The organism is Inhella inkyongensis, assembly GCF_005952805.1.
GTDB lineage: Bacteria > Pseudomonadota > Gammaproteobacteria > Burkholderiales > Burkholderiaceae_C > Inhella > Inhella inkyongensis.
Genome location: NZ_CP040709.1, coordinates 2,878,508 through 2,902,557, shown reverse-complemented (window position 1 = coordinate 2,902,557; position 24,050 = coordinate 2,878,508). Strand labels below are relative to the sequence as shown.

Below are 24,050 nucleotides of genomic sequence, written 5' to 3'. Positions count from 1 at the left end.
ACCTTCATGGACCGCCGCACGCCCAATGTGGAGCGTAAGCACCGGCTGAACCGCGAGATCATGGCCCCCGAGGTGCGCCTGAACGGCGTGGAGAACGAGCCCCTGGGCATCGTTTCGATCATGGAGGCCCTGCGTCTGGCCGGCGAGGCCGATGTCGACCTGGTTGAAATTGCCGCTACCGCCAACCCGCCCGTGTGCCGGTTGATGGACTACGGCAAGTTCAAGTACCAGGAGCAAAAGAAGGCGGCCGAGGCCAAGGCAAAGCAAAAAGTCATCGACGTCAAGGAAGTCAAATTCCGCCCTGGCACCGATGACGCCGACTACAACGTGAAGATGCGCAATCTGCGCCGCTTCATCGGTGAAGATGGCGACAAGGGCAAGGTCACGCTGCGTTATCGCGGTCGTGAAATCACCCACCAGGACATCGGCCTGCGTCTGCTGGAGAAGATCCGTGACGAGCTTTCCGATGTGGCGGTGGTGGAGCACATGCCCAAGCTGGAAGGGCGCCAGATGATCATGATCTTGGCGCCGAAGAAGAAGTAAATCGTTTTTTAGGGTTCAGCCAGGGAGCTTTGGTCAGCTCCCCGGTTGCATAAGCCGAGCAGGCCATCAAGTGCTGGAGTCTCTCCAGCCGCCCAGCCCGGCAAATCAAAGAGGAGCAGAACATGCCCAAGATGAAGACCAAGAGCAGCGCGAAGAAGCGTTTTCGCGTGCGTCCGGGTGGCACCGTGAAGCGCGGTCAAGCCTTCAAGCGCCACATCCTGACCAAGAAGACCACGAAGAACAAGCGCCAGCTGCGCGGCGCCGCGAACGTGCATGAGACCAATATGGGCCACATCGCTGCGATGCTGCCCAGCGCTGGTCTGTAATCCAAGAACTGAAGGAGAACTCACATGCCTCGCGTCAAACGTGGTGTAACCGCTCGTGCCCGTCACAAGAAGGTCTTGGCCCTGGCCAAGGGCTTCCGCGGTCGTCGTAAGAACGTTTTCCGCATCGCCAAACAGGCGGTGATGAAGGCGGGTCAATACGCCTACCGTGACCGTCGTGCCAAGAAGCGCGTCTTCCGTCAGCTCTGGATTGCCCGTATCAACGCCGCCTCGCGTGGTCTCGGCCTGTCCTACAGCAAGTTCGTGGCCGGCCTGAAGAAGGCTCAGATCGACATCGACCGCAAGGTCCTGGCCGATCTGGCGGTGCACGACCCCGCTGGCTTTGCCGCCATCTTTAACAAGGTGAAGGCCGCGCTGGCGTAATTCGACCAGGGCTTCGCAAGAAGCCGAGTCAGCCCACCTTGCTTGCAGGGTGGGCCCATTCCGAAGGCCGACACGCCCGTGCTCGGCCTTTCTTTTTTCTGTTGTCCCATGCTTGAACTGATCCAAGAAGCCGAGTCCGCCTTTGCCCAGGCCACCACGCCTGCCCAGTTGGAAGACGCCAAGGCGCGTTTCCTGGGCAAGAGCGGCCGCGTGACCGAGCTGATGAAGGGCCTGGCCCAGCTCAGCGTTGAGGAAAAAAAGACGCGCGGCGCCGAGATCAACCAGCTCAAGCAGGGCATTGAAGCGGCGCTGACGGCGCGCCGTCAGGCTCTGGCCGAGGCCGAACTGGCGGCCCAGCTCAAGGCCGAGGCGCTGGACGTCAGCCTGCCGGGACGCGCACGCGGGCAGGGCGGCCTGCATCCGGTGACGCGCACGCTGGAGCGCATCGAGGCCATCTTCGGCTCGATGGGTTTTGATGTGGCCGACGGCCCCGAGATCGAAACCGACTGGATGAACTTCACGGCCCTGAACAACCCGGCCAATCACCCGGCGCGTTCGATGCAGGACACCTTCTATGTGGACATGAAGGACGCCGAAGGCTTGCCCTACTGCCTGCGCACCCACACGAGCCCGATGCAGGTGCGTTATGCGCGAGCCCATGCGGCCAAGCATGCTGGTGCCGAACAAATGCCCGAAATCCGGGTGATCGCCCCCGGTCGTACTTACCGTGTGGACAGCGATGCCACGCACTCGCCGATGTTCCACCAGTGCGAAGGCCTGTGGATTGGCGAGAACGTGTCCTTCCGCGACCTCAAGTCGGTGTTCACCGATTTCTGCAAGCGGTTCTTCGAGACCGACGCGCTGCAACTGCGCTTCCGTCCCAGCTACTTCCCCTTTACCGAGCCGTCGGCCGAAATTGATATCGCCTTTGCTGAGGGCCCGCTCAAAGGGCGGTGGCTGGAGGTTGCCGGTTCGGGCCAGGTGCATCCCAATGTGGTGCGCAACTTTGGCCTGGATCCCGAAAAGTACATTGGCTTTGCCTTCGGCATGGGGCCAGATCGTCTGACCATGCTGCGCTATGGCGTGAACGACCTGCGCCAGTTCTTCGAGGGCGATCTGCGCTTCCTCGCCCAATTCAAGTAATCGGCAAGAGTATTTCGAGATGCAATTTCCTGAGTCCTGGCTGCGGCGCTTCTGCAACCCTTCGCTCACCACCCAAGAGCTGGCCGATACCCTGACCCTGGCGGGTTTTGAGGTTGAAGAGTTGCAGCCGGTGGCACCGCCCTTTACAGGCGTCGTGGTCGCCGAGATCGTGGAGGCCGTGCAGCATCCCGACGCGGATCGCTTGCGCGTGTGCAAGGTCAATGCGGGCGGGCCTGAATTGCTGCAGATCGTTTGTGGCGCACCGAATGCCCGGGTTGGCATCAAGGTGCCCCTGGCCACGGTGGGGGCCGAGTTGCCGCCGGATGCCGAAGGCAAGACTTTCAAGATCAAAGTGGGCAAGCTGCGCGGCGTGGAGAGTTTCGGCATGCTGTGCTCGGCGCGTGAGCTGGGCCTTTCCACCGACCACGGCGGGCTGCTGGAGTTGGCTGAGGATGCGGTGATCGGCCGTGACATCCGCGTTCAGCTCGACCTGGACGATCAGCTCTTCACGCTCAAGCTCACGCCCAATCTGGGCCATGCCCTGTCAGTGATGGGCGTGGCGCGCGAGCTGTCGGCACTGACCGGCGCGCCGCTGTCTCTGCCGGAATGCCGGCCGGTGCAAGCGCAATCGGATGAGCGCCTGCCGGTCCGCGTTGAGGCGGCAGATCTGTGCGGTCGCTTTGCCGGTCGCGTGGTGCGCGGCGTCAATGCCCAGGCCAAGACGCCGGCGTGGATGGTGGCTGCTTTGGAGCGTTGCGGTCAGCGACCGGTCTCGGCCCTGGTGGATATTTCGAACTATGTGATGTTCGAGTTGGGCCGCCCCTCACACATGTTCGATCTGGACAAGATCGACGACGATTTGGTGGTGCGCTGGGCGCGCAAGGGCGAGTCGCTCAAGCTCCTCAATGGCAACACGGTGGAGTTGGACGAGAAGGTCGGGGTGATTGCCGCGGGTGCGCAATTGGAATCTCTGGCCGGCATCATGGGCGGTGACCACACGGCGGTCAGCAATGACACCCGCAACCTCTACATCGAGGCCGCCTTCTGGTGGCCCGAGAGCATCCAGGGCCGCGCGCGGCGCTTCAACTTCAGTACCGATGCGGCGCATCGCTTCGAGCGCGGCGTGGACGCAGCCAGCATCCCGGCCCATATCGAGCGGATCACGGCTTTGGTGCTGGAGATCTGTGGTGGTCAGGCTGGCCCTCTGGACGACCAGATCGCCCGCATTCCGCAGCACGCGCCCGTGCGCTTGCGTGTGGCCCGTGCCGCCAAAGTTTTGGGCATCCCCGTCACCCAGGCCGAATGTGCGCAAGTGATGCAGCGCCTGGGCTTTGCCTACACCGAGGCCGAGGGTGAACTGACGGTGACGCCGCCAAGCTGGCGCCATGATCTGCAGATTGAGGAGGACTTGATCGAGGAAGTCATCCGCGTGCTGGGCCTGCATCGCCTGAACGATGCGGCGCCGCTCGCTGCCGTGGTTCCTCGGCTCCTGCCCGAGGCACAGCGCCCTCTGGCCGGCCTACGCCGCCAGCTGGTGGATCTGGACTACCAAGAGACCATCAACTTCAGCTTTGTCGAGGAGCGCTGGGAGCGCGAACTGGCCGGCAATGCCGATCCGATCCGGGTGCTCAATCCCATTGCCGCACCCCTCGCGGTGATGCGCAGCAGCCTGATGGGGAGCTTGATCGCCGTGCTGAAGCACAACTTGGCGCGCCGGGCTGGTCGTGTGCGCTTGTTCGAACAGGGCCGGGTGTTCCGGCGTGACGCCACCGTGAAGGACGGTCCGACGGATGTGGCCGGGGTCTCGCAGCCGCGCCGGGTTGGCGGCTTGGCCTACGGCCCGGCTGACGCCACGCAGTGGGCGAACAAGGAGCGGGCCGTTGACTTCTTCGACGTCAAGGGCGATGTCGAGGCCTTGTTGGCGCCCCGCCAGCCAAATTTTGTGGCTGCCGAGCACCCCGCGCTCCATCCCGGACGCAGCGCGCGCATCGAGTTGGACGGTCAGGTGATTGGTTGGTTGGGCGAGTTGCATCCGCGCTGGCGCCAAGGCTACGAACTGCCGCAAGCCCCGGTGTTGTTCGAGTTGGAGTTGGACGCGCTGCTGGCGCGTGACATCCCGACTGGCAAGACCCTGCCCAAAGTGCCGCCCAGTTATCGCGACCTGGCGGTGTTGGTTGGCGATGCCGTGACCCATGAGGCGCTGATGGCCGCGGTGCATGCGGCCGCCGAGCCCATCGTGCGAAGTGCACGACTGTTCGATGTTTTCAAGCTGGCCGATGGCCAGCGCAGCCTGGCCTTGCGCTTGGAACTGCAAGATGAGCACAACACGCTGACTGACGAGCGCATCGAGCAAGCCGTCCAAGCCGTTCTGGCCAGCTTGCAAAGCCGCCTGGATGCCCGTTTGCGAGCCTGAAGCAAAGACCGCCATGACCGACGCCCTGACGCCCCCCCGGCTCCTGATCCCGACGCTGGAAACCCCGACCCTGACCAAGGCCGAATTGGCCGAGCTCTTGTTTGACAAATTGGGTCTGAACAAGCGCGAGGCCAAGGACGTGGTGGAGGCCTTCTTCGACATGATGAGTGACAGCCTGCACCATGGCCGAGAGGTCAAGTTGTCGGGCTTTGGCAACTTCGGGCTGCGTTTGAAGGCCGCCCGCCCGGGGCGCAACCCGCGCACCGGCGAGTTGATTCCCATCGAGGCGCGCCAGGTGGTGACCTTTCATGCCAGCCAGAAGCTCAAGGCATCGGTTCAGGGGGACGAGGACGCGGCGGCACTGGGCTAGTATTTGCGGCTGCCTCGCTGATCCACCATGTCCGCACTGCCCCCCATTCCTGCCAAGCGCTACTTCACCATCGGTGAGGTCAGCGAGCTCTGTGGTGTGAAGCCCTATGTGCTGCGCTACTGGGAGCAGGAGTTCAGTCAGTTGCGACCGCAAAAGCGCCGGGGCAACCGGCGCTATTACCAGCACCATGAAGTGCTGTTGATCCGTCGCATTCGCGATCTGCTCTACGACCAGGGTTTCACCATCAGCGGGGCTCGCAATCAGTTGGGCGAACTGAGCCCGCCGCAGCCCAGCTCAGGTGCGCAAGGCATCCATGTGGCTGGCGTATTGGGCGAACGCTTGCCGGATGGACCAATGAGCCTGGAGACTTTGCGCGCGGAATTGGAAAAATTGCGCGACAGCCTCGAAGTTGAGTGAAATCGCTGAAATATGCGCTATAGTCTAAGGCTTCGTCGGGGTGTAGCGCAGCCTGGTAGCGCACTTGCATGGGGTGCAAGGGGTCGCGAGTTCGAATCCCGCCACCCCGACCATAGGTAAAAGGCCAAGGCCCGGTTCTGCAAAGAGCCGGGCCTTTTGCTTTTCTGATCTGCTCTTCTTGGCGAACGTGATGCAGTTGGAGGTCCTTGATCATTGGCCCGACGGGCTTGCGCAGGCGTGGGATGCTCTGCTGGTCACGCAGGATGCCCCAACGGTCTTTTCCAGCGCGCGCTGGCTGCAGGCCTGGGTCGAAACGGGGTGTGCTGCACCAGAAGCGGGCTGGCGGCTGCGTCTTTTTGTTTTGCGCGAGCAGGGCGAACTGAAAGCGGCCTGTGCGGGTTGGTTGAAGTCCCATTCCTGGGGCGAGTTCGTCTTCGATCAGGCCTGGGCGCGGGCCTATCAGCACCATGGCTTGGCTTATTACCCCAAGCTGGTTCTCGCCTTGCCATTCACGCCGGTGCCCGGCAGTCGCCTCTTGGCTACTGACGAAGGCGTGCGCGGCGAGTTGCTGTGGGCGGTTCAGGACTGGGCCGGGCAGCAGGGATTGAGTGGCACCCATTTACTCTTCGGCAGCCCGGCCGATGCGCGCGCGGCCCAGTTGGCGGATCAGCTTGCGCATGGCGCCTCGGGGTGGGTGCGACGCCAGCAGTCGCAATTCCATTGGCAGCGTGATGCGGCCTGGCACAGCATGGACGACTTTCTGGGCGCGCTGCGCGCGGACAAGCGCAAGAAGATCCTCCAGGAGCGTCGGCGCGTTCGTGAGGCCGGCGTGCGCGTCGACTTTTTGGCGGGGGCTCAGGCCAGTCCGCAGGAGTGGGCCTGGGCCTATCGCTGCTACGCACAGACCTATGGGGAGCGCGGGCAACAGCCCTATCTGACCCCCGAGTTTTTCCAGCGCACGCGATCGGACTGGTGGCTGGCACGTGCATGGCTGGCCGATCAGACGATCGCTTGCGCCTTGTTGGTTGAAGATCAGGGCGTCTTGTACGGTCGTCACTGGGGCGCCCTGCACAGCGTGCCGTTTCTGCACTTTGAGCTCTGCTACTACGCCCCGCTGGAGTGGGCTTTGCAGCGCGGCTTGCACCGCTTTGAGGGCGGGGCCCAGGGTGCGCACAAGTTGGCGCGGGGCTTCATGCCGGTCAGCACCTTCAGCCTGCATGCCTTGCACGATCCGCGTTTCGCTGCGGCCCTGCAGTCATTTGGCGAGGAAGAGCAAGCGGCGGTGGCGGCCTATGAGGAGGAGCTGTTGGCGCACGCGCCCTTCAGGGCAGGCTGACCCAGGCGCTCGCGCCATTGCGCCACAAAGTGCTGGGCCAGCGCGCTGCTGGGTTGTAGTCGCGCCCCGATGTAGAGCTGCTGCTGCAGTTCGCGCTGCTGCGCGCGCAGGCGCGTCGCCATGATGTCCAAGGGGCGCAGCCCGCGCGCCTCGGCGCGTTCCACGGCCTGGGCCAGTTGAAACATGGGGTGCTGCTGCAGGGCCACCCGGTGCGCCTTGAGCACCCGCAGACGCCCCTGCGCCAGGGCCTCGCAGCGCTCCAGCCAGTGCCATTGGGCTTGCACATCAAAGCCACCCAGCCGTGCCGCAGACTCCCCGGCTGCCAGCAGCAGGGCCTCCAGAGCAGGCCGATCTTGATCCTGATAGGCGATGTTGGCGGCCCGCATGCGGTCCTCGCGCACCAAGCGGTCGGCTTCGCTCTGCGCGCGATCTGGGTGCAGGCGCATGGCTGCGCGGCGATGCAAGTCTTTGAGGCTGGGCGTGACGCGGGTGATGTCGTCGCTGGGGGGGGCGGGCCACACGACGGCCTGCGGCAATTGAGGCAGGGGGCTGTGGCGGCGCAAGGCGGGGCGTACCAGGGCTTCACCACAAAGCTGATCCAGGGCTTGATGCAGGGCGGCCTGCAGGGCTTCGACATGCTGCCAGTCCGCCTCGAGCTGGGCCTGATAGCGCTCAACAAAGGCCTGGATCTGTTGCCGCAGCTGTTCGAACTCCGCCTCCAGCGTTTGCAGGTGCTGCTGCAACTCTTGCAGCTGGCGCTGCCGCCGTGCGGCCTCCAGGCGCCACAGGGCAGGGTCGAGCAAGGAACGTGGGCGCGCAGACATCAGAACCCAATTGTGCGCGGGGGCGCGGCACTCACAGGCCCGGGCTTGCCCCATTGGGCCCGAATCCGGCCATGAAAAAAGCCCGCCGAAGCGGGCTTTCCGTACGCTGGGGGGCCTCAAGGGGCCGAGGCCGCCTCCGATGCCGGGAGGCTGGGCGCCTCTGCTGCAGGTTGGACCTGAGCGGTCGGCGCCGCTTCGGGTGCGGCGGCCGGAACTTGCGTGCTGGCAGTCATTGGCAACAGCGGCACGATCAACAAGGCCACGATGTTGATGATCTTGATCAGCGGGTTGACGGCCGGGCCGGCCGTGTCCTTGTAGGGGTCGCCCACGGTGTCGCCAGTGACGGCGGCCTTGTGCGCCTCGGAGCCCTTCTTGTGCAGCACACCCTTGTCGTCGGTGAAGCCTTCTTCGATCAGCTTCTTGGCGTTGTCCCAGGCGCCACCGCCGGTGCACATCGAGATGCCGACGAACAGGCCGGTGACGATGGTGCCCATCAGGAGGCCACCCAGCGCGGCCGGTCCGAGCAGCAGGCCGACCACGATGGGGGCAACCACCGGCAGCAGCGAGGGCACGATCATTTCCTTGATCGCGGCGGTGGTCAGCATGTCCACGGCGGCGCTGTAGTCGGGCTTGCGCTGGCCGGCCATGATGGCGCCGTCGGCGAACTGCTTGCGCACTTCCACCACCACGGCACCGGCGGCGCGGCCCACGGCCTCCATGGCCATGGCGCCGAACAGGTAGGGGATCAGGCCGCCGATGAAGAGGCCCAGGATCACCTTGTGGTCGCTCAGGTCAAAGCTCACCGCCATGCCGCGTGCGCTCAGTGCGTGGGTGTAGTCGGCGAACAGCACCAGGGCGGCCAGGCCGGCGGAGCCGATGGCGTAGCCCTTGGTCACGGCTTTGGTGGTGTTGCCCACGGCGTCCAGCGGGTCGGTCACATCGCGCACGCTGGCCGGCAGTTCGGCCATTTCGGCAATGCCACCGGCGTTGTCGGTGATGGGGCCGTAGGCGTCCAGCGCCACCACGATGCCGGCCATGCTCAGCATGGAGGTAGCAGCCACCGCGATGCCGTACAGACCCGCCAGGTGATAGGCCGCATAGATGGCCGCGCAGACGAAGAGCACCGGCCAGGCCGTGGACTTCATCGAAACGCCCAGACCGGCAATCACATTGGTGCCGTGGCCGGTGGTGCTGGCCTGCGCGACATGCTGCACCGGGTGGTACTGCGTGCCGGTGTAGTACTCGGTGATCCACACCATGGCGGCCGTCAGCACCAGACCCACCGCGCAGGCACCGAACAGCGCCATGGCGCTGGTGCTGCCGCCGTGGGCCAGGGTGATGGCGCCGGGGAACATCGCGGTGGTGACGAAGTAGAAGGCCACCAGGCTCAACACGCCCGAGACGATCAGGCCCTTGTAGAGCGCCGGCATCACGTTCTTCATGCCCGGGCTGGCCTTGACGAACATGCAGCCCACAATGGAAGCGATGATGGAAACGCCCCCCAGGGCCAGCGGGTAGATCACCCCACTCAGCGTCGAGTTGCCGCCCAGCATCAGGGCACCCAGCGCCATGGCGGCAATCAGGGTCACCGCATAGGTCTCGAACAGGTCGGCGGCCATGCCGGCGCAGTCGCCCACGTTGTCGCCCACGTTGTCGGCAATGACGGCCGGGTTGCGGGGGTCGTCCTCGGGAATGCCAGCTTCCACCTTGCCAACCAGGTCGGCGCCCACGTCTGCGCCCTTGGTGAAGATGCCACCGCCCAAGCGCGCAAAGATCGAAATCAGGCTCGAACCAAAGGCCAGGCCGAGCATGGGCTTGAGGGCCTCGCTGCTGGAGCCCCCGCCGATGGCCATGTAGAAGCCGGCCACGCCCAGCAGGCCCAGGCCCACCACCAGCATGCCGGTGATGGCGCCGCCCTTGAAGGCCACATCCAGCGCGGCGCCAATGCCCTTGGTGGCCGCTTGCGCCGTGCGCACATTGGCGCTGACCGACACATTCATGCCGATGAAGCCGCAGGCCCCGGACAGCACAGCGCCGACGACAAAGCCAGCGGCGGTCTTCAGGCCCAGGAAATAGGCGATCAGAACGGCCAGCACCACGCCGACGACGGCGATGGTGCGGTACTGGCGGCCCAGATAGGCCGCCGCACCCTGCTGGATCGCGACAGCGATCTCCTGCATCCGGGCATTGCCCGCGTCTTGGGCCAGGATCCAGCTGCGCTGGATGAATCCATACAGCACTGCGGCCACGCCGCAGGCCAGCGCCACATAAAGCGCCATCTCGGTTGTCATGCGGTCCACTCCAATTCAAGCCGAACAGAAAGGGCGCCGACCCTCCAGTCGGTGCCGCGCGCGGATGCTAGGCAGGCTTGGCAGGGCGGATGCCGGGGGATAACCAGAGAGCTCAGGGTTAGTTCGCCTCTCCAAACCCCTTGTTTGATCGATAGCAAGTGACTGGGCCGCCTCCTTGGGGTGCCTAGAATGCGGGTTTTCCCAGGAGCCGCATTCATGAGTCTGCACAACGTGACCCCTGGCGCGAAGGCGCCCGAACAGTTCAACGTCATCATCGAGATTCCGATGAACGGGGACCCGATCAAGTACGAGGTCGATGAAGAAACCGGTGCGCTGTTCGTGGACCGCTTCATGGGCACGGCCATGCACTACCCCTGCAATTACGGCTACATCCCGCAGACCCTGGCCGACGATGGGGATCCGGTGGATGTGCTGGTGATCACCCCGGTGCCGCTGATCCCGGGCGTGGTGGTCACCTGCCGCCCCTTGGGCATCCTGAAGATGGAAGACGAGGCCGGTGGCGACAGCAAGCTGCTCGCCGTGCCGACCGACAAGATCCTGCCCATCTACTCGCAGTGGAAGACGCATGAGGACCTGAACCCCATGCGCCTGAAGGCGATCCAACACTTCTTCGAGCACTACAAGGATCTGGAAGAGGGCAAGTGGGTCAAGGTGCAGGGTTGGGAAGGCCCGGCTGGCGCCATCGAGGAAGTCAAGAACGGTATGGCGGCTTGGGCTGCCAAGAACAAGGCTTGAACCCTCAAGGCCTGAACCCCAGGGCATGATGCGGGCGGCTTCGGCCGCCCTTTTTTATTTGGAGCTTGAGTCCGATGAGTCTTCGCGTTGCGCTGGGCCAGATCAATGTCACGGTCGGCGACTTGGCCGGCAATGCCCGCCGCATCCTGGCGGTCGCTCAGGCGGCCCATGCGGACGGCGCGCATTTGTTGCTGACGCCTGAGCTCGCGCTGTGCGGCTATCCGCCTGAGGACTTGCTGTTGCGGCCGGCGTTTCTGGAGGCCTGCGAATCTTCCTTGGCCGACTTGCGCGAGGCGCTGCGCGTCTGCCCTGGATTGACCGTGGTAGTGGGTTTGCCGCTGGCCCTGGAAGGCATCGAGCGCGGGCGCTCGCGCCAGGCTGCGCCTTGCCTGAATGGCGCGGTGGTGCTGCGCGATGGCCAGGAACTGGGCCGCTACGCCAAGCGCGAACTGCCCAACTACCAAGTGTTTGACGAGCGGCGCTACTTTCGCAGCGGGCGCGAGGCCGGCCTGGGCCCCCTGGTTTTTGAAGTGGCTGGACGCAAGCTGGGTCTGCTGATCTGTGAAGACGCTTGGTTCGATGAGCCGGTCGACGCCGCGCATGCCGCCGGGGCGGAGATCTTGGCGGTCATCAATGCCTCGCCCTTCCACATGGGCAAGACGGCGGAGCGTGAGGCCCGCATGGCGCAAGCGGCGACTCGTCATGGACTGCCCTTGCTTTATGCCCATCTCTGTGGCGGGCAGGACGAGGTCGTGTTTGACGGCGCTTCCTTTGCGTTGGACGCGCAGGGCGGTATCGCGGCGCGCGCGCCTCTGTTCCAGGAAGACCTGTTGCTGGTGGACTTAGACCCGCAGCCGCGGGGACCGCTGGCCCCGCTGCCGGAGCTGGAGGCGCAGGTCTGGCAGGCCTTGGTCTGCGGTGTGCGTGATTACATTGGTAAGAATGGCTTCCCCGGGGTGGTCATTGGTCTGTCCGGCGGCATTGACTCCGCCCTGGTGCTGGCCATCGCGGTGGACGCCCTGGGTGCCGACAAGGTGAGGGCGGTGATGATGCCCTCGCCCTATACGGCCGACATCTCTTGGATCGATGCGCGCGACATGGCCGAGCGGCTGGGCGTGCGCTATGACGAAATCGGCATCAGTCCGCTGTTCGCCGACTTCAACGCCGCCCTGGCGCCCTTGTTTGCGGGCCGTACGGCCGACACCACGGAAGAGAACCTCCAGGCCCGCATCCGCGGCACATTGTTGATGGCGCTGTCCAACAAGTTTGGTTCTCTGGTGCTGACGACGGGCAACAAGAGCGAGATGGCCACCGGCTACTGCACGCTCTATGGCGACATGGCCGGGGGGTTCGCGGTCATCAAAGACGTGGCCAAGACCCTGGTATTCCGGCTGGCGCGCTGGCGCAATCGTGAACAAGAGGTGATTCCGCTGCGCATCATCGAGCGGCCCCCGTCAGCCGAGCTACGGCCCGACCAGAAGGACGAGGACAGCCTGCCGCCCTATGCGGTGCTGGACGCCATCCTGGCGCGCTATATGGAAGAGGACGCGTCGGTGGAGCAACTGCTGGCCGAAGGCTTCGCGCCTGAGGCGGTCGAGCGCGTCACAAAGCTGATCAAGCTCAGCGAGTACAAACGCCGCCAAGCGCCAATCGGCATTCGCATCACGCACCGCAGTTTTGGTCGCGATTGGCGCTACCCAATCACCAACCGCTTCCGTGCTTAAATCCTTCGAAACCCTGGAGACTCCCCCATGAAGCAGATCACCGCCGTCATCAAACCCTTCAAGCTCGACGAAGTGCGCGAGGGTCTGGCGGAGCTGGGGGTGTCAGGTCTGACGGTGACCGAGGTCAAGGGCTTTGGGCGCCAAAAGGGCCACACCGAGCTTTATCGCGGCGCGGAGTACGTGGTGGACTTCCTGCCCAAGATCAAGGTCGAAGTGGTGGTCAAGGACGAGGACGTGGATCGCTGCATTGATGCCATCTTGCGCGCCGCCAAGACGGGCAAGATCGGCGACGGCAAGATTTTTGTGACCGCCATCGAGCAAGTGGTGCGCATCCGCACCGGCGAGACGGACGACGCGGCGATTTAAGCCGCGTTATTTCGCTGATCGATCAGGGCCGTTCCGGCCAGCCAGTCATGCAGAAACTGGCGCCCGGGTAGCAGCCAACTCAGGCCTGCGTACACCAGTACATTCAGCGTCACGCCGAGGTAGATCAGCTTGCGCTCTTGACCCAGGCCCAGCGCGTACAGAAGTCCGAGTGCCGGCAGCACCAGCAGCCAGGCCAGGGCAAAGCGCAGCAGGGCGCGCGGCCAACCGGGTGGGCCGCCGTGCTGGCGGTCGATCACACTGATGAACCAGGTCTTCATGGCCAGCGTTTGGCCGCGGGTCCAGCAGGCACCAAAGTAGGCGGTCAGCACCGCCAAGGCGACCCAACCACTGGCATTGCTGTGCTGAGGATCAAAGCTGCTGCGAGTGATGGCGTAGTGGGCAAAGCCGCCAGCCATCAATAGGCCGAAGACCAGCAAGCCTTCGTACAGCAGGGCAGCCAAGCGGCGGCGCAAGGGCGGTGCCATCGGTGTGGCTGTCCCCCCAACATTCTTTTCGCTCATTGCTTGTGGGGAGTGCCCGACTTGGGCAGCAGAGTCTGCGGATCCAGGCGTGACAAGGGCAGGGGATGCAGGGGGGAGGGCGCCGAGCGAGACCCCGGCGTGATGGTGCTGACCCCGGCCCGGGCCTGTGCCATCAGCGGCGGCAAGGATTGCCCCGCAGCGGGCACGATCAGACGCGCGGGTCGCTGGCTGGCCCGGAGTTTGAGCGCTTCGCGTTGCTCCTCGGTGAGTGCTTGGTAGCGCTCCCACTTGGCCTGTCGTTCTTGGGGTTTGACGCGCTGCGCGTCTTGCCAGCCGATGCGCACCTGCGTGCGTTGGGCGGGCGACATTTGCGCCCATTGCGCCATCCGTGCCTGCAGTCGCTGCTGCTCCTCGGCCTCAAGCTTGGGGTAGCGCGCGGCCACGGTCAGCCACTTTTCTTGATCGGAGGCGTCCAACTGCTGCCACTGGGAGCCCAGGGTTTTCAAGATCTCTCGCTGGTCGGCCCTGAGGGCGGACCAAGGGCGGCTGGCGGCCGCGAGCGGCGGTGTGGGTTCCTGTGCCCAGCCCAGAGATGCGCCGCCGAAAGCACAGCAAGCGGACAGCGTCAGGGCTGTTAAAGCCCTCATGCGCCGGAATCCACTTCGTCTGCGGGCGGTTCGGCGGCCGGATCTTTCGGCTCCTCTTCGTCCAAGTACTCGTTGAATCCCGGATCGCCGTAGGCATTGGGCGGCAGCTGATCTTTCAGCAACTGGGTATCGACTTCGCCAAGACCCAGGACTTGCTGCAACCATTGACCTTGCGACAGCAAGGCCAAGCCCAGCACCAAGGCCAAGGCAGGGATCCACGCCAAGCCGAGGCGGCGCTTGCCGCCAGGGCCGCTGAGGGCGGCCTGGCCCAGGCCGCTGACCTGCACCGCGCTGGCTTCGCGCGTGGCGCGAGCGGCCGCAAGTGCCTGCTGTCGCGCTGCCTCCAGCCGCGCCGTGATTTCCGGGGCAAGGGTGTCGGCCTGTTGTTGAAGCGGTTTGGCCAAAGCGGCGCCCAGGCGGTCAATGGCCTGTTCGTGGCTGGTTTGGGTCTGGTTCGGCTTCATGGTCGGATTCCCCGTGCGGTCAATGCTTTGGCCAACGCGTGAACGGCTCTGGAGCAATGTGTTTTCACACTGCCTTCGGAACAGCCCATGGCGCTGGCGGTCTCAGCAACATCGAATTCTTCCCAGTAACGCAGCATGAAGGCTTCGCGTTGACGCGTGGGCAACTTCTGCACTTCTTCATCAATCAGGGCCAGTATTTCGGCCTTTTCCACTTCATCCGCGGCGCTCAGGGCACCCAACGCGCCATCCCCGCCGGTGATGGCCCCCAGCAAGTCAAAACCATCGTCGGGGTCGTCGCCCTCGAAGTCTGACAGATTGACCATGACGGCCTTGCGCACTTTTTGGCGCCGGAACCAGTCCATGGTGGCGTTGGAGAGGATGCGCTGGAACAGCAGCGGCAATTCCTCGGCCGGACGGTGCGCGTAATGCTGAGCCAGGCGGATCATGGCGTCCTGCACGATGTCCAGTGCGGCATCGTCGTCACGCACCATGTATGCGGTGCGTTTGAAGGCACGCCGCTCGATGGAACGCAGGAAGTCGTTGAGTTCGGTATCGGAAGCCAAATCCGCCACGCCGGGGCAAAGGGGCGCGGATTATCAGTGACGCGCAGGCTTCGCGATTGGAGAAGTCAGTCGGGACGGCGCGCGCATGAACGCTGCTGATAATGGCCTCACTCCCGGTCCCTGGCGGCCGGGTGCCAAGCGATCCCAAGCCCGTCTCACAAGGACGCGAGGAGGGGAACCGATGAGTTTTCCAGGTGGAAACCCAGGAGGTTGATATGACCGCTGTGAATGCGGAAAGCAAGGCGCGCACGACCGCGCCGGCCGAGGGGCCAGAAGCGTCGGGGCAGGAGCTGATGGGCGCCGAAATCATGGTGCGCTGCCTGCAGCAAGAAGGTGTCAAGTATTTGTGGGGCTATCCCGGCGGTGCCGTGCTCTACATCTACGACGCGCTCTACAAACAACAAACCATTCAGCATGTGCTGGTGCGCCACGAACAGGCGGCCATCCATGCGGCCGATGGCTATGCAAGGGCCACCGGAGAAGTGGGCGTTGCCCTGGTGACCTCAGGTCCGGGGGTGACGAATGCCATCACGGGCATTGCCACGGCCTATATGGACTCGATCCCGATGGTGATCGTGACCGGGCAGGTGCCCACCGCAGCCATCGGCCTGGATGCCTTCCAGGAATGCGACACGGTGGGCATCACCCGGCCGGTGGTCAAGCACAACTTTCTCGTCAAGGACGTCAAAGACCTGGCGCTGACGATGAAGAAGGCCTTCCACATCGCCCGCACCGGGCGCCCTGGGCCGGTGGTGGTGGACATCCCCAAAGACGTGTCGCTGCACAAGACGGCGTTTGAGTACCCGGCCACGCTGCACATGCGCAGCTATCAGCCGGTGAAGAAGGGGCACCCGGGTCAAATTCGCAAGGCGGTGCAGCTCCTGATGAGTGCTCAGCGCCCTTACATCTACACGGGCGGCGGCGTGATCCTGGGCGAGGCGACCGCCGAACTGCGGGAGTTGGTTGACCTGCTCGGCTTCCCCTGCACGAACACCTTGATGGGTTTGGGGGCGATGCCGGGGACGGATCCGCGCTTCTTGGGCATGCTTGGGATGCACGGCACCTACGAGGCCAATATGACCATGCAGCACTGTGATGTGCTGTTGGCCGTGGGCGCGCGCTTTGATGATCGGGTGATCGGCAACCCCAAGCACTTCGGCCAAGTGGCGCGCAAGATCATTCATGTGGACATCGATCCCAGTTCGATCTCCAAGCGCGTCAAGGTCGACATCCCTATCGTCGGAGATGTGAAAGAGGTGCTGCAGGAGCTGATCCATCAGATCAAGGAGGCGCGTGAGCGACCTCAGCCGGAGCATCTCAATGCCTGGTGGCGCCAAATTCGCGAGTGGCGCGCCCGGGAATGCCTGGCCTACAAGCCCAGCGACACCCTCATCAAACCGCAGGCGGTGGTGGAAAAGCTCTGGGAGCTGACGCGCGATAGCGATTGCTATGTCACGTCGGATGTGGGGCAGCACCAGATGTGGGCGGCGCAGTACTTCCGCTTTGATGCGCCGCGGCGTTGGATCAACAGCGGTGGCCTGGGCACCATGGGCGTGGGTCTGCCCTATGCCATGGGCATCAAGCTGGCCAAGCCGGATTCAGATGTGTTTTGCATCACCGGAGAGGGCTCGATCCAAATGTGTATTCAAGAGCTCTCGACCTGCTTGCAGTACAAGACGCCGGTCAAGATCATTGCGCTCAACAACCGCTACCTGGGCATGGTGCGCCAGTGGCAGCAGCTTGATTACGGCGGGCGCTATAGCCACAGCTATATGGATGCGCTGCCGGACTTTGTGAAGCTGGCCGAGGCCTATGGCCATGTGGGCATTCGGGTGGAGCACCCCAGCGAAGTGGAGGCCGCCTTGAAGGAGGCGATTCGCCTCAAGGACCGCACCGTGTTTTTGGACATCCGCACCGACCCCAGCGAAAACGTCTGGCCCATGGTGCAGGCGGGCAAGGGCATCACTGAGATGCTCCTGGGCTCGGAAGATCTCTGAGGGGGCGACATGAGACACATCATTGCCGTCCTGTTGGAGAACGAGCCTGGCGCGCTGTCGCGGGTGGTGGCGCTGTTCTCGGCGCGGGGCTACAACATCGAGTCGCTGTCGGTGGCGCCAACCGAAGATGCCTCGCTCTCGCGCATGACCATCACCACCACGGGTTCGGACGAGGTGCTGGAGCAGATCACCAAACACTTGAACCGCCTCATCGAGGTGGTCAAGGTGGTGGATTTGACCGAGGCCCAGTTCATTGAGCGCGAACTGATGCTGGTGAAGCTGCGCGCGGTGGGCAAGGAGCGTGAGGAGCTCAAGCGCACCGCTGACATCTTTCGCGGCCGCATCGTCGATGTGACCGAGAAGACTTACACCATCGAGTTGACGGGTGATGCGCCCAAGCTCGATGCCTTCCTTGAGGCGGTGGACCGTACCGCCATTCTTGAAACCGTGCGCACCGGCGCCAGCGGCATTGGCCGTGGTGACCGCGTGTTGCGTGTCTAAGCCCTTGATCTGGAGACTTGAAATGAATGTGTATTACGACAAAGACGCCGACCTCTCCCTCATCAAAGGCAAGCAGGTGGCCATCATTGGCTATGGCTCCCAAGGGCATGCGCACGCGCTGAACCTGCACGAGAGCGGGGTCAAAGTGACCGTGGGCGTGCGTCGTGGCGGCCCAAGCTGGGCCAAGGCCGAAGGTGCTGGCCTGAAGGTGGCCGAGGTGGCTGAGGCCGTGAAGGCGGCCGATGTGGTGATGGTGCTGCTGCCCGATGAGCAGATTGCCAAGGTCTACCGCGAGGACATTGAGCCCAACATCCGCAAGGGGGCTTCGCTGGCGTTCGCGCACGGCTTCAATGTCCACTATGGCCAGGTGCAGCCGCGGGCGGACCTGGATGTCTGGATGGTCGCCCCCAAGGCCCCGGGGCACACCGTGCGCAATACCTACAAGCAGGGCGGGGGTGTGCCGCACCTGATCGCCGTGCATGCCGATGCCACTGGCCGGGCGCGCGATCTGGCGCTGTCCTATGCCTCGGCCAATGGCGGCGGCAAGGCCGGCATCATCCAGACCACGTTCCGCGAGGAGACCGAGACCGATCTGTTCGGCGAGCAGGCCGTGCTGTGTGGTGGCGCAGTGGAACTGATCAAGGCTGGTTTCGAGACCCTGACCGAGGCTGGCTATGCACCCGAGATGGCCTATTTCGAGTGCCTGCACGAACTCAAGCTGATCGTCGACCTGATCTATGAAGGCGGCATCGCCAACATGAACTATTCGATCTCGAACAACGCAGAGTACGGCGAGTATGTGACCGGCCCTGAGGTGATCACGGCGCAAAGCAAGGCGGCCATGAAGGAGGCGCTGCGCCGGATTCAGACTGGCGAATACGCCAAGAGCTTCATCCTGGAAAACCAGGCTGGCGCTCCGACCTTGATCAGCCGCCGCCGCCTGATGGCCGAGCACCCGATCGAAGTCGTGGGCGAGAAGCTCCGCGACATGATGCCGTGGATCAAGGCCAACAAGATGGTGGACAAGAGCAAGAACTGAGCCCCCGTCTCTCGATAATGCACGGATGAACGAAGCCCCCAACGACTTCCCCGACTCCGAGCTCGATCCGCATGAAGCCCCTGCGCGCAAGCCGCGCAAGGGGCTTTATGTTTTGCCCAATCTGTTCACCCTGGCGGCCTTGTTCGGGGGCTTCTATGCCATCGTCATGGCCATGAACGGGCGGTTTGAGAATGCGGCCATTGGTATCTTTTGCGCCATGGTGCTCGACAGCCTGGACGGCCGCGTGGCGCGCATGACCGGCACCCAGTCGGCCTTTGGCGAGCAGATGGACAGCCTCTCGGACATGGTCAGCTTTGGCGCTGCCCCGGCCCTGGTGGCCTATGAATGGGCTTTGCGGGACTTGGGCAAGCTCGGCTGGATCGCAGCCTTTGTCTACTGCGCCTGTGCGGCGCTGCGACTGGCACGCTTCAACACCAATATCGGCATCATCGATAGGCGCTTCTTCCAAGGCCTGCCCAGCCCGGCCGCGGCGGCCTTGGTGGCGGGCTCGATCTGGCTGGCGGTGGATGCCGGCTGGGGCCCCCAGACCCACCCCTGGCTGAGCGGGGTGATGGTCTTCATCACGCTGTATGCCGGGCTGACGATGGTGACCAACGCGCCGTTCTACAGCTTCAAGGATTTCAGCCTCAAGCGCTCCGTGCCCTTTGCGTTGCTGGTGGCGCTCGTGCTCTTGATCGCGCTGGTGTCCAGCCATCCGCCGATCGCTTTGTTCGCGCTGTTCTGTTGCTACAGCCTGTCGGGGTATGTGGAGTATGGGCGGCGCAGGTGGAAGGGGCGACACGCCAGTCTGATCGCAACTTCCACCGACGAGCCTGACGAAGCGGGCCTGCACGGTTGACGAAGCATGGCGTCACGGCCGCTGCTACATTCAATCCATGTCGTCGACTCCCACCTTCACCCTACTACTGGAGTGCCTCCGGGTGCGTTGACGCGTCCAGCCCAGTGCTGAACCCTCTCTACGGCCCGCCCAGTCCAACTCGGCGGGCCGTTTTGTTTTTGCCTCTTTGGAGCGACCTATGGCCGACCGTCTGATCATCTTTGACACCACCTTGCGCGATGGCGAGCAGTCGCCCGGCGCGTCGATGACCAAGGACGAAAAGCTGCGCATTGCGCGGCAGTTGGAGCGCCTGCGGGTGGATGTGATCGAGGCCGGATTTGCTGCGGCCAGCCCAGGCGACTTCGAGGCGGTGAAGGCCATTGCTGAAGCGGTGCGTGAGTCGCGCATCTGCTCGCTGGCGCGGGCCAACGACCGCGACCTCAGCCGCGCGGCCGAGGCTCTGCGGGGGGCTAACGCGGCGCGCATTCACACCTTCATCGCCACCAGCGAACTCCATATGGAGAAGAAGCTGCGCATGACCCGGGACCAGGTACTGGAGCAGGCGCGCTTGGCGGTGCGCTTTGCGCGCAATCACTGTGATGACGTTGAGTTCTCTCCTGAAGATGGCTACCGCAGCGATCCTGATTTTCTTTGCCGGGTCATCGAGGCAGTGATTACCGAGGGCGCTGGCACCATCAATATTCCCGACACCGTGGGCTATGCCATCCCTGAGCTCTATGGTGAATTCATCGCCGACCTGCGCCGGCGTATTCCCAATAGCGACAAGGCCATCTGGAGCGTGCACTGCCATAACGACCTGGGCATGGCGGTGGCCAATTCGCTGGCTGGCGTCAAGATTGGCGGTGCGCGTCAGGTTGAGTGCACTATCAACGGTTTGGGCGAACGAGCCGGCAATTGCTCATTGGAAGAAGTGGTGATGGCTGTGAAAACCCGCCGCGATCACTTCGGTTTGGAAGTGGGGATCGATGCCAGCCAGATCGTGGCCGCCTCGCGACTGGTCAGCCAGACCACCGGCTTTGTGGTGCAGCCCAACAAGGCGGTGGTCGGCGCCAATGCTTTCGCCCATGCCAGCGGCATTCACCAAGACGGCGTGCTCAAGGCGAGGGATACCTACGAAATCATGCGCGCCGAGGATGTGGGCTGGGCAGCCAACAAGATCGTGCTGGGTAAGCTCAGTGGCCGCAATGCCTTCAAGCAGCGGCTGGAACAGCTCGGCATCCAGTTGGACGGTGAGGCCGAAGTGAACGAGGCCTTCCAGCGTTTCAAGGATCTGGCCGATCGCAAGGCCGAGGTCTTCGACGAAGACATTCTGGCCCTGGTGATGGAGGAGCAGGCTGACCACGAGCCCGACCACTATCGGCTGCTGGCTTTGGCGCAGCGCTCTGAAATGGGCGAGCGGCCGCACGCGGCGGTGGTGTTTGAAGCCGGCGGGGTGGAGTACCGGGCTGAGAGCGATGGCAACGGGCCGGTGGACGCTTGCGTGCGCGCCATTGAGTCGCAGCTTCAATCCGGCGCGGAGTTGCTTCTATTCAGTGTCAACGCCATTTCCAGCGGCAGCTCCGAGTCGCAAGGCGAGGTGAGCATGCGCCTGCAGCACGCCGGACGGGTGGTGAATGCGGTTGGGGCTGACCCGGACATCATCGTCGCCTCGGCGAAGGCCTATCTGAATGCGCTCAACAAGTTGCGCAGCAAGAACGAGAGATTGCCTGCCCAGGGATGAGCTACTGATTAACCCTGAATCTCAAGATATTCACCTAAGTTCTTGTGATTGTTGAGATTGCCAGGCCTCGATACACTCGGGGCCTGGTTTTTGGGGAAGTGCATGCGGCGTTTGCGTTGGTGGGGCTTTGTGGTGGCGTTGGCTGTGGGGGGCTCAAGCCTGGGCTTGGCTCCGGTGTATGCCGCAGCCAAGAAGGAGGCCAAACGCAGCGAGCAGCAAATTCAAGTTCGCACGACCAAGCCCAAGGCCAGTGCGCCGCGTAAGGCGGTCAAGGGCAAGGCAAGCGTTAAGCGCAAGGCGGTGGTCGCGCAGCGCCAAGCCATCATCCCGGCTCGGCCTACGCATGGCCAATTGGCTGGTTTGCATCGGACCGACGACCCGCTGGACCTCAAGTCCAATGTGGCACTGGTGATGGACCAAGAGACCAATGAGGTCTTGCTGGCCAAGAACGAGGCCGCCGTGCTGCCCATCGCCTCCATCACCAAGCTGATGACTGCGCTGGTGGTTAGTGAAGCGCAGCAGGATTTGGATGAGGTGTTGACCATCTCGTCCGAGGACATCGACACCGAAAAGCATACGGGCTCGCGCCTGGCTGTGGGCACGCGGCTGACTCGTGGAGAGTTGATGCACTTGGCCTTGATGTCCAGTGAGAACCGAGCTGCCAATGCCTTGGGCCGTCACTATCCCGGTGGGTTGCAGGCGGCTGTGGCGGCCATGAACCAGAAGGCGCGCCAACTGGGAATGGCCGATACGCGGTATGTGGAGCCGACGGGCTTGTCCAGCGCAAACCAGAGCAGCGCCAGTGATCTGGCACGTTTGGTCAAGGTGGCCTATGAAGTGCCGCTGCTGCGGGAGTTGTCCACGTCGACCGAGCACAAGGTTCGGGTGGGTCGGCGCGATATGGCGTTCCGTACAACCAACGGTTTGGTGCGCAGTCCGACCTGGGATATTGGCCTGCAAAAGACGGGCTATATCGCCGAAGCGGGTCGCTGCCTGGTGATGCAGGCCGAAATGGCCGGGCGCAAGCTGATCTTGGTGTTCCTGGATTCGGCTGGCAAGTACAGCCGGATTGGCGACGCGGAACGTGTGCGTCGTTGGCTGAGCACCCATCGGGCGGGCTGAGCCCGTCTGCTCGCTTACGCCGCCAAGCGCTTAACTGGCGGCTTCGATCTTGACGATGGCCAGGGACAGGTTGTCGCCACCGCCCTGCGCGCGCTGACGCGCCTTGTTGATCAGCAGTTCGGCGGCCTCGCGCGGGGGCAGGCTCTGAAGCACGATGCCGAGTTCGCGCGTGTTGAAGTAGTGCCAGAGGCCATCGCTGCAGCACATCAGCACATCACCCACTTCCAGCTCACCGATCGCAGCTTCGACGGGCTCGGGATCCTGAACGGTGCCCAGGCAAGCCGTCAGCAGATTGGACTGCGGATGCACCGCTGCCTCGGCCTCGGTCAACGTGCCCTCATTGATCAGGCGCTGCACATAGGACTGGTCCAGTGTGCGCTTGAGGAGGGTGGGGCCGCGAAAGTGAAAGATGCGCGAGTCGCCGCTGTGGATCCAGTAGCACTGACGCTCCGGGGTAATCAAGAACGCAGCGAGGGTGCTGTGGGGTTCTTCCTCAGCGGACAGGGCCGTGAGCTTGATCATCAGGTGAGCTTCTGCACACAGCTGGCGTAGCAGCTCTTGCGGGCTCTCTTCCGAGGGCGAGTGACGCTCGTACAGCTGCTGGGCAGTCAGGACCACCTGATCTGCCGCCTTTCGACCGCCGCTCTTGCCGCCCATGCCGTCTGCCACCAGGGCCAGCATGGAGCCGCTGACCTGCGGGTGCGCGATCACACAAACCTGATCCTGCTGGTACAGGCGGTCGCCCCGGTGAATGCCGGTGGCTGCGACCAAGCGGTGGGTCGCCACCGGGCGATGGACGGGTTTGGTGCTGCGGGGCGGGATGGCCATCAGGGCATCCTAGGTCGCAATGGCGCGAAAACCGCCATCAATCGGTGGATAAATGTGAGCGCCCACCGCATCCGTGGGGGCTCAAGAGCGCCAGAACTGCCACCAGCTTCGAGCCGGCGGCTCGTTGCCGGGCAAATACTGGCTGCTCGGGTAGCTCTTGCGCAGCACGCGCAGCGCATCGTCGCGCAGCGCCGTCAGCTTCAGCTGTTCGTAGCTTTGTGCCAAAAGGTGCAGCGCCTCTTCGGTTGCGGGGGCGTACTGGTAGTCCGTCACCGCCGTCTGGGCGCGGCTGGCCGCAGCCACATATGCGCCACGCTGGTAGTAGTAGCGCGCGACATGGACTTCGTGGCGCGCAAGCATGTTGGTGATGAAGTCAATGCGGATGCGGCTGTCTTCGCTGTAGCGCGATTGCGGGAAGCGCTCGACCAATTCGCGAAACGCTTGCAGTGCATCACGCGAGGCCTGCTGATCGCGCTCCGAAATATCCTGACCGGCAAAGCGTCCGAAGAAGCCCAGGTCCTCATTGAAGTTGACCAGGCCCTTCAGGTACAGCGCGTAGTCCAGGCCGGCGCTGGAGGGGTGGAGCTTGATGAAGCGATCCAGCGTGGAGAGCGCCTGGGCCTTTTCGCCGCTGCGGTGCTGCGCCCAGGCCATTTCCAGCATAGCTTGCTGGGCCATCACGGTGCCGGCGGCGCGGCCTTCCACGCGTTCCAGCAGCTTGATGGCGCGTTCGTATGCCCCGGTGCTCAGCTCTTCCTTGGCCTCTACATACAATTTGTCAAGGCTGGCCTGGGAGTTGGGGTCATCCTTGACGGTGCTGCCGCAGGCTGCGAGCAGGCCCAGGGCCGCCGCGCCGGCCCACCGCTTCATGCGAGGCCACGTCCGGCTGAGTGGCAAGGTCGATGCGGAAACATCGCAGGCGCCCATGGCGCGGCGTT

Annotated in this window: 25 protein-coding genes and 1 tRNA gene; 18 read left to right on the top strand and 8 right to left on the bottom strand. The window is 63.8% G+C overall.

Features of this window, described 5'->3' with window-relative positions; genetic code table 11:
• Positions 1-6: 6 nt before the first annotated feature.
• The 9 genes from infC (at position 7) to FF090_RS13720 (ending at position 6,929) form a co-directional block, all read left to right on the top strand.
• Positions 7-543, top strand: a complete 537-nt coding sequence (infC, locus tag FF090_RS13760) for a translation initiation factor IF-3 (protein ID WP_138857262.1) — start codon at positions 7-9, stop codon at positions 541-543.
• Positions 544-665: 122 nt separating this feature from the next.
• The gene (rpmI, locus tag FF090_RS13755; RefSeq protein ID WP_138857261.1) at positions 666-869 is read left to right on the top strand and encodes a 50S ribosomal protein L35; all 204 of its coding nucleotides are present in this window, start codon (positions 666-668) and stop codon (positions 867-869) included.
• A gap of 24 nt (positions 870-893) precedes the next feature.
• Positions 894-1,250 carry a 50S ribosomal protein L20 gene (rplT, locus tag FF090_RS13750; protein ID WP_138857260.1) on the top strand — a complete coding sequence of 119 codons (357 nt, stop codon included), beginning with the start codon at positions 894-896 and terminating at the stop codon, positions 1,248-1,250.
• Positions 1,251-1,358: 108 nt separating this feature from the next.
• Complete coding sequence (gene pheS, locus FF090_RS13745) at positions 1,359-2,393, top strand: phenylalanine--tRNA ligase subunit alpha (RefSeq protein ID WP_138857259.1); 1,035 nt, start codon at positions 1,359-1,361, stop codon at positions 2,391-2,393.
• A 19-nt stretch (positions 2,394-2,412) separates the two neighbouring features.
• Positions 2,413-4,806, top strand: a complete 2,394-nt coding sequence (pheT, locus tag FF090_RS13740) for a phenylalanine--tRNA ligase subunit beta (protein WP_138857258.1) — start codon at positions 2,413-2,415, stop codon at positions 4,804-4,806.
• Between the two features lie 13 nt (positions 4,807-4,819).
• Positions 4,820-5,176, top strand: coding sequence for an integration host factor subunit alpha (locus FF090_RS13735; protein ID WP_138857257.1), 357 nt, complete (start codon positions 4,820-4,822; stop codon positions 5,174-5,176).
• A gap of 27 nt (positions 5,177-5,203) precedes the next feature.
• Positions 5,204-5,593, top strand: a complete 390-nt coding sequence (locus tag FF090_RS13730; protein ID WP_138857256.1) for a MerR family transcriptional regulator — start codon at positions 5,204-5,206, stop codon at positions 5,591-5,593.
• A gap of 36 nt (positions 5,594-5,629) precedes the next feature.
• Positions 5,630-5,706: transfer RNA gene (locus FF090_RS13725), tRNA-Pro, on the top strand.
• Positions 5,707-5,780: 74 nt separating this feature from the next.
• On the top strand, positions 5,781-6,929 hold the full coding sequence (locus FF090_RS13720) for a GNAT family N-acetyltransferase (protein WP_246071579.1): 1,149 nt from the start codon (positions 5,781-5,783) through the stop codon (positions 6,927-6,929).
• On the opposite strand, the gene FF090_RS13715 is transcribed toward FF090_RS13720, so the two are convergent.
• Entirely contained in the window at positions 6,884-7,753 is an 870-nt protein-coding gene (locus tag FF090_RS13715; protein WP_138857255.1) for a J domain-containing protein, read from the bottom strand. The genes FF090_RS13720 and FF090_RS13715 overlap by 46 nt on opposite strands.
• 116 nt (positions 7,754-7,869) lie before the next feature.
• Positions 7,870-10,044, bottom strand: coding sequence for a sodium-translocating pyrophosphatase (locus FF090_RS13710; RefSeq protein WP_138857254.1), 2,175 nt, complete (start codon positions 10,042-10,044; stop codon positions 7,870-7,872).
• A 216-nt stretch (positions 10,045-10,260) separates the two neighbouring features.
• Between FF090_RS13710 and ppa the strand changes: the two genes are divergently transcribed.
• From ppa to FF090_RS13695, 3 genes are all read left to right on the top strand, one after another.
• Positions 10,261-10,800, top strand: coding sequence for an inorganic diphosphatase (ppa, locus tag FF090_RS13705; RefSeq protein WP_138857253.1), 540 nt, complete (start codon positions 10,261-10,263; stop codon positions 10,798-10,800).
• A gap of 74 nt (positions 10,801-10,874) precedes the next feature.
• Positions 10,875-12,524, top strand: coding sequence for an NAD+ synthase (locus FF090_RS13700; protein WP_138857252.1), 1,650 nt, complete (start codon positions 10,875-10,877; stop codon positions 12,522-12,524).
• A 27-nt stretch (positions 12,525-12,551) separates the two neighbouring features.
• Positions 12,552-12,890: a P-II family nitrogen regulator gene (locus tag FF090_RS13695; protein WP_138857251.1), complete on the top strand. Its 339-nt coding sequence runs from the start codon at positions 12,552-12,554 to the stop codon at positions 12,888-12,890.
• On the opposite strand, the gene FF090_RS13690 is transcribed toward FF090_RS13695, so the two are convergent.
• The 4 genes from FF090_RS13690 to FF090_RS13675 are packed head-to-tail and all read right to left on the bottom strand — an operon-like array spanning position 12,887 to position 15,046.
• Positions 12,887-13,375: an RDD family protein gene (locus FF090_RS13690; RefSeq protein ID WP_246071424.1), complete on the bottom strand. Its 489-nt coding sequence runs from the start codon at positions 13,373-13,375 to the stop codon at positions 12,887-12,889. The genes FF090_RS13695 and FF090_RS13690 overlap by 4 nt on opposite strands.
• Before the next feature lie 32 nt (positions 13,376-13,407).
• The gene (locus FF090_RS19300) at positions 13,408-14,019 is read right to left on the bottom strand and encodes a DUF3106 domain-containing protein (RefSeq protein WP_259372622.1); all 612 of its coding nucleotides are present in this window, start codon (positions 14,017-14,019) and stop codon (positions 13,408-13,410) included.
• Positions 14,016-14,483, bottom strand: coding sequence for a DUF3619 family protein (locus FF090_RS13680; RefSeq protein ID WP_138857248.1), 468 nt, complete (start codon positions 14,481-14,483; stop codon positions 14,016-14,018). The genes FF090_RS19300 and FF090_RS13680 overlap by 4 nt, the downstream gene beginning before the upstream one ends.
• Positions 14,480-15,046 carry an RNA polymerase sigma factor gene (locus FF090_RS13675; protein WP_138858397.1) on the bottom strand — a complete coding sequence of 189 codons (567 nt, stop codon included), beginning with the start codon at positions 15,044-15,046 and terminating at the stop codon, positions 14,480-14,482. The genes FF090_RS13680 and FF090_RS13675 overlap by 4 nt, the downstream gene beginning before the upstream one ends.
• Before the next feature lie 215 nt (positions 15,047-15,261).
• On the opposite strand from FF090_RS13675, the gene FF090_RS13670 reads away from it, so the two are divergent.
• The 6 genes from FF090_RS13670 to FF090_RS13645 all read left to right on the top strand — a co-directional run bounded on the left by FF090_RS13670 (position 15,262) and on the right by FF090_RS13645 (position 22,284).
• Positions 15,262-17,043 carry an acetolactate synthase 3 catalytic subunit gene (locus FF090_RS13670; protein ID WP_138857247.1) on the top strand — a complete coding sequence of 594 codons (1,782 nt, stop codon included), beginning with the start codon at positions 15,262-15,264 and terminating at the stop codon, positions 17,041-17,043.
• Positions 17,044-17,052: 9 nt separating this feature from the next.
• Positions 17,053-17,544: an acetolactate synthase small subunit gene (gene ilvN, locus FF090_RS13665; protein ID WP_138857246.1), complete on the top strand. Its 492-nt coding sequence runs from the start codon at positions 17,053-17,055 to the stop codon at positions 17,542-17,544.
• Between the two features lie 22 nt (positions 17,545-17,566).
• A complete protein-coding gene (gene ilvC, locus FF090_RS13660; protein WP_138857245.1) occupies positions 17,567-18,583 on the top strand; it encodes a ketol-acid reductoisomerase in 1,017 nt (338 codons plus the stop codon).
• A 25-nt stretch (positions 18,584-18,608) separates the two neighbouring features.
• Positions 18,609-19,442 carry a CDP-diacylglycerol--serine O-phosphatidyltransferase gene (gene pssA, locus FF090_RS13655; RefSeq protein ID WP_138857244.1) on the top strand — a complete coding sequence of 278 codons (834 nt, stop codon included), beginning with the start codon at positions 18,609-18,611 and terminating at the stop codon, positions 19,440-19,442.
• 178 nt (positions 19,443-19,620) lie between these two features.
• On the top strand, positions 19,621-21,162 hold the full coding sequence (locus FF090_RS13650; protein ID WP_138857243.1) for a 2-isopropylmalate synthase: 1,542 nt from the start codon (positions 19,621-19,623) through the stop codon (positions 21,160-21,162).
• Positions 21,163-21,264: 102 nt separating this feature from the next.
• Positions 21,265-22,284 carry a serine hydrolase gene (locus tag FF090_RS13645; protein WP_138857242.1) on the top strand — a complete coding sequence of 340 codons (1,020 nt, stop codon included), beginning with the start codon at positions 21,265-21,267 and terminating at the stop codon, positions 22,282-22,284.
• Between the two features lie 30 nt (positions 22,285-22,314).
• Here the strand turns inward: FF090_RS13645 and FF090_RS13640 are convergent, their stop codons facing one another.
• Both FF090_RS13640 and FF090_RS13635 read right to left on the bottom strand, forming a co-directional pair.
• Positions 22,315-23,112: a PP2C family protein-serine/threonine phosphatase gene (locus FF090_RS13640; protein WP_138857241.1), complete on the bottom strand. Its 798-nt coding sequence runs from the start codon at positions 23,110-23,112 to the stop codon at positions 22,315-22,317.
• A gap of 81 nt (positions 23,113-23,193) precedes the next feature.
• Positions 23,194-23,982, bottom strand: a complete 789-nt coding sequence (locus FF090_RS13635; protein ID WP_138857240.1) for an outer membrane protein assembly factor BamD — start codon at positions 23,980-23,982, stop codon at positions 23,194-23,196.
• Positions 23,983-24,050: the final 68 nt, after the last annotated feature.

Coding starts and splice junctions, on each gene's coding strand:
- FF090_RS13715 (WP_138857255.1), bottom strand. CDS start 7,753: ATGTCTGCGCGCCCACGTTCCTTGCTCGACCCTGCCCTGTGGCGCCTG.
- FF090_RS13650 (WP_138857243.1), top strand. CDS start 19,621: ATGGCCGACCGTCTGATCATCTTTGACACCACCTTGCGCGATGGCGAG.
- FF090_RS13645 (WP_138857242.1), top strand. CDS start 21,265: ATGCGGCGTTTGCGTTGGTGGGGCTTTGTGGTGGCGTTGGCTGTGGGG.
- FF090_RS13710 (WP_138857254.1), bottom strand. CDS start 10,044: ATGACAACCGAGATGGCGCTTTATGTGGCGCTGGCCTGCGGCGTGGCC.
- pheS (WP_138857259.1), top strand. CDS start 1,359: ATGCTTGAACTGATCCAAGAAGCCGAGTCCGCCTTTGCCCAGGCCACC.
- FF090_RS13730 (WP_138857256.1), top strand. CDS start 5,204: ATGTCCGCACTGCCCCCCATTCCTGCCAAGCGCTACTTCACCATCGGT.
- FF090_RS13640 (WP_138857241.1), bottom strand. CDS start 23,112: ATGGCCATCCCGCCCCGCAGCACCAAACCCGTCCATCGCCCGGTGGCG.
- pheT (WP_138857258.1), top strand. CDS start 2,413: ATGCAATTTCCTGAGTCCTGGCTGCGGCGCTTCTGCAACCCTTCGCTC.
- FF090_RS13700 (WP_138857252.1), top strand. CDS start 10,875: ATGAGTCTTCGCGTTGCGCTGGGCCAGATCAATGTCACGGTCGGCGAC.
- ppa (WP_138857253.1), top strand. CDS start 10,261: ATGAGTCTGCACAACGTGACCCCTGGCGCGAAGGCGCCCGAACAGTTC.
- FF090_RS13690 (WP_246071424.1), bottom strand. CDS start 13,375: ATGGCACCGCCCTTGCGCCGCCGCTTGGCTGCCCTGCTGTACGAAGGC.
- rpmI (WP_138857261.1), top strand. CDS start 666: ATGCCCAAGATGAAGACCAAGAGCAGCGCGAAGAAGCGTTTTCGCGTG.
- FF090_RS13670 (WP_138857247.1), top strand. CDS start 15,262: ATGACCGCTGTGAATGCGGAAAGCAAGGCGCGCACGACCGCGCCGGCC.
- infC (WP_138857262.1), top strand. CDS start 7: ATGGACCGCCGCACGCCCAATGTGGAGCGTAAGCACCGGCTGAACCGC.
- FF090_RS13735 (WP_138857257.1), top strand. CDS start 4,820: ATGACCGACGCCCTGACGCCCCCCCGGCTCCTGATCCCGACGCTGGAA.
- ilvC (WP_138857245.1), top strand. CDS start 17,567: ATGAATGTGTATTACGACAAAGACGCCGACCTCTCCCTCATCAAAGGC.
- FF090_RS13635 (WP_138857240.1), bottom strand. CDS start 23,982: ATGAAGCGGTGGGCCGGCGCGGCGGCCCTGGGCCTGCTCGCAGCCTGC.
- pssA (WP_138857244.1), top strand. CDS start 18,609: ATGAACGAAGCCCCCAACGACTTCCCCGACTCCGAGCTCGATCCGCAT.
- FF090_RS19300 (WP_259372622.1), bottom strand. CDS start 14,019: ATGAGGGCTTTAACAGCCCTGACGCTGTCCGCTTGCTGTGCTTTCGGC.
- FF090_RS13695 (WP_138857251.1), top strand. CDS start 12,552: ATGAAGCAGATCACCGCCGTCATCAAACCCTTCAAGCTCGACGAAGTG.
- FF090_RS13680 (WP_138857248.1), bottom strand. CDS start 14,483: ATGAAGCCGAACCAGACCCAAACCAGCCACGAACAGGCCATTGACCGC.
- ilvN (WP_138857246.1), top strand. CDS start 17,053: ATGAGACACATCATTGCCGTCCTGTTGGAGAACGAGCCTGGCGCGCTG.
- rplT (WP_138857260.1), top strand. CDS start 894: ATGCCTCGCGTCAAACGTGGTGTAACCGCTCGTGCCCGTCACAAGAAG.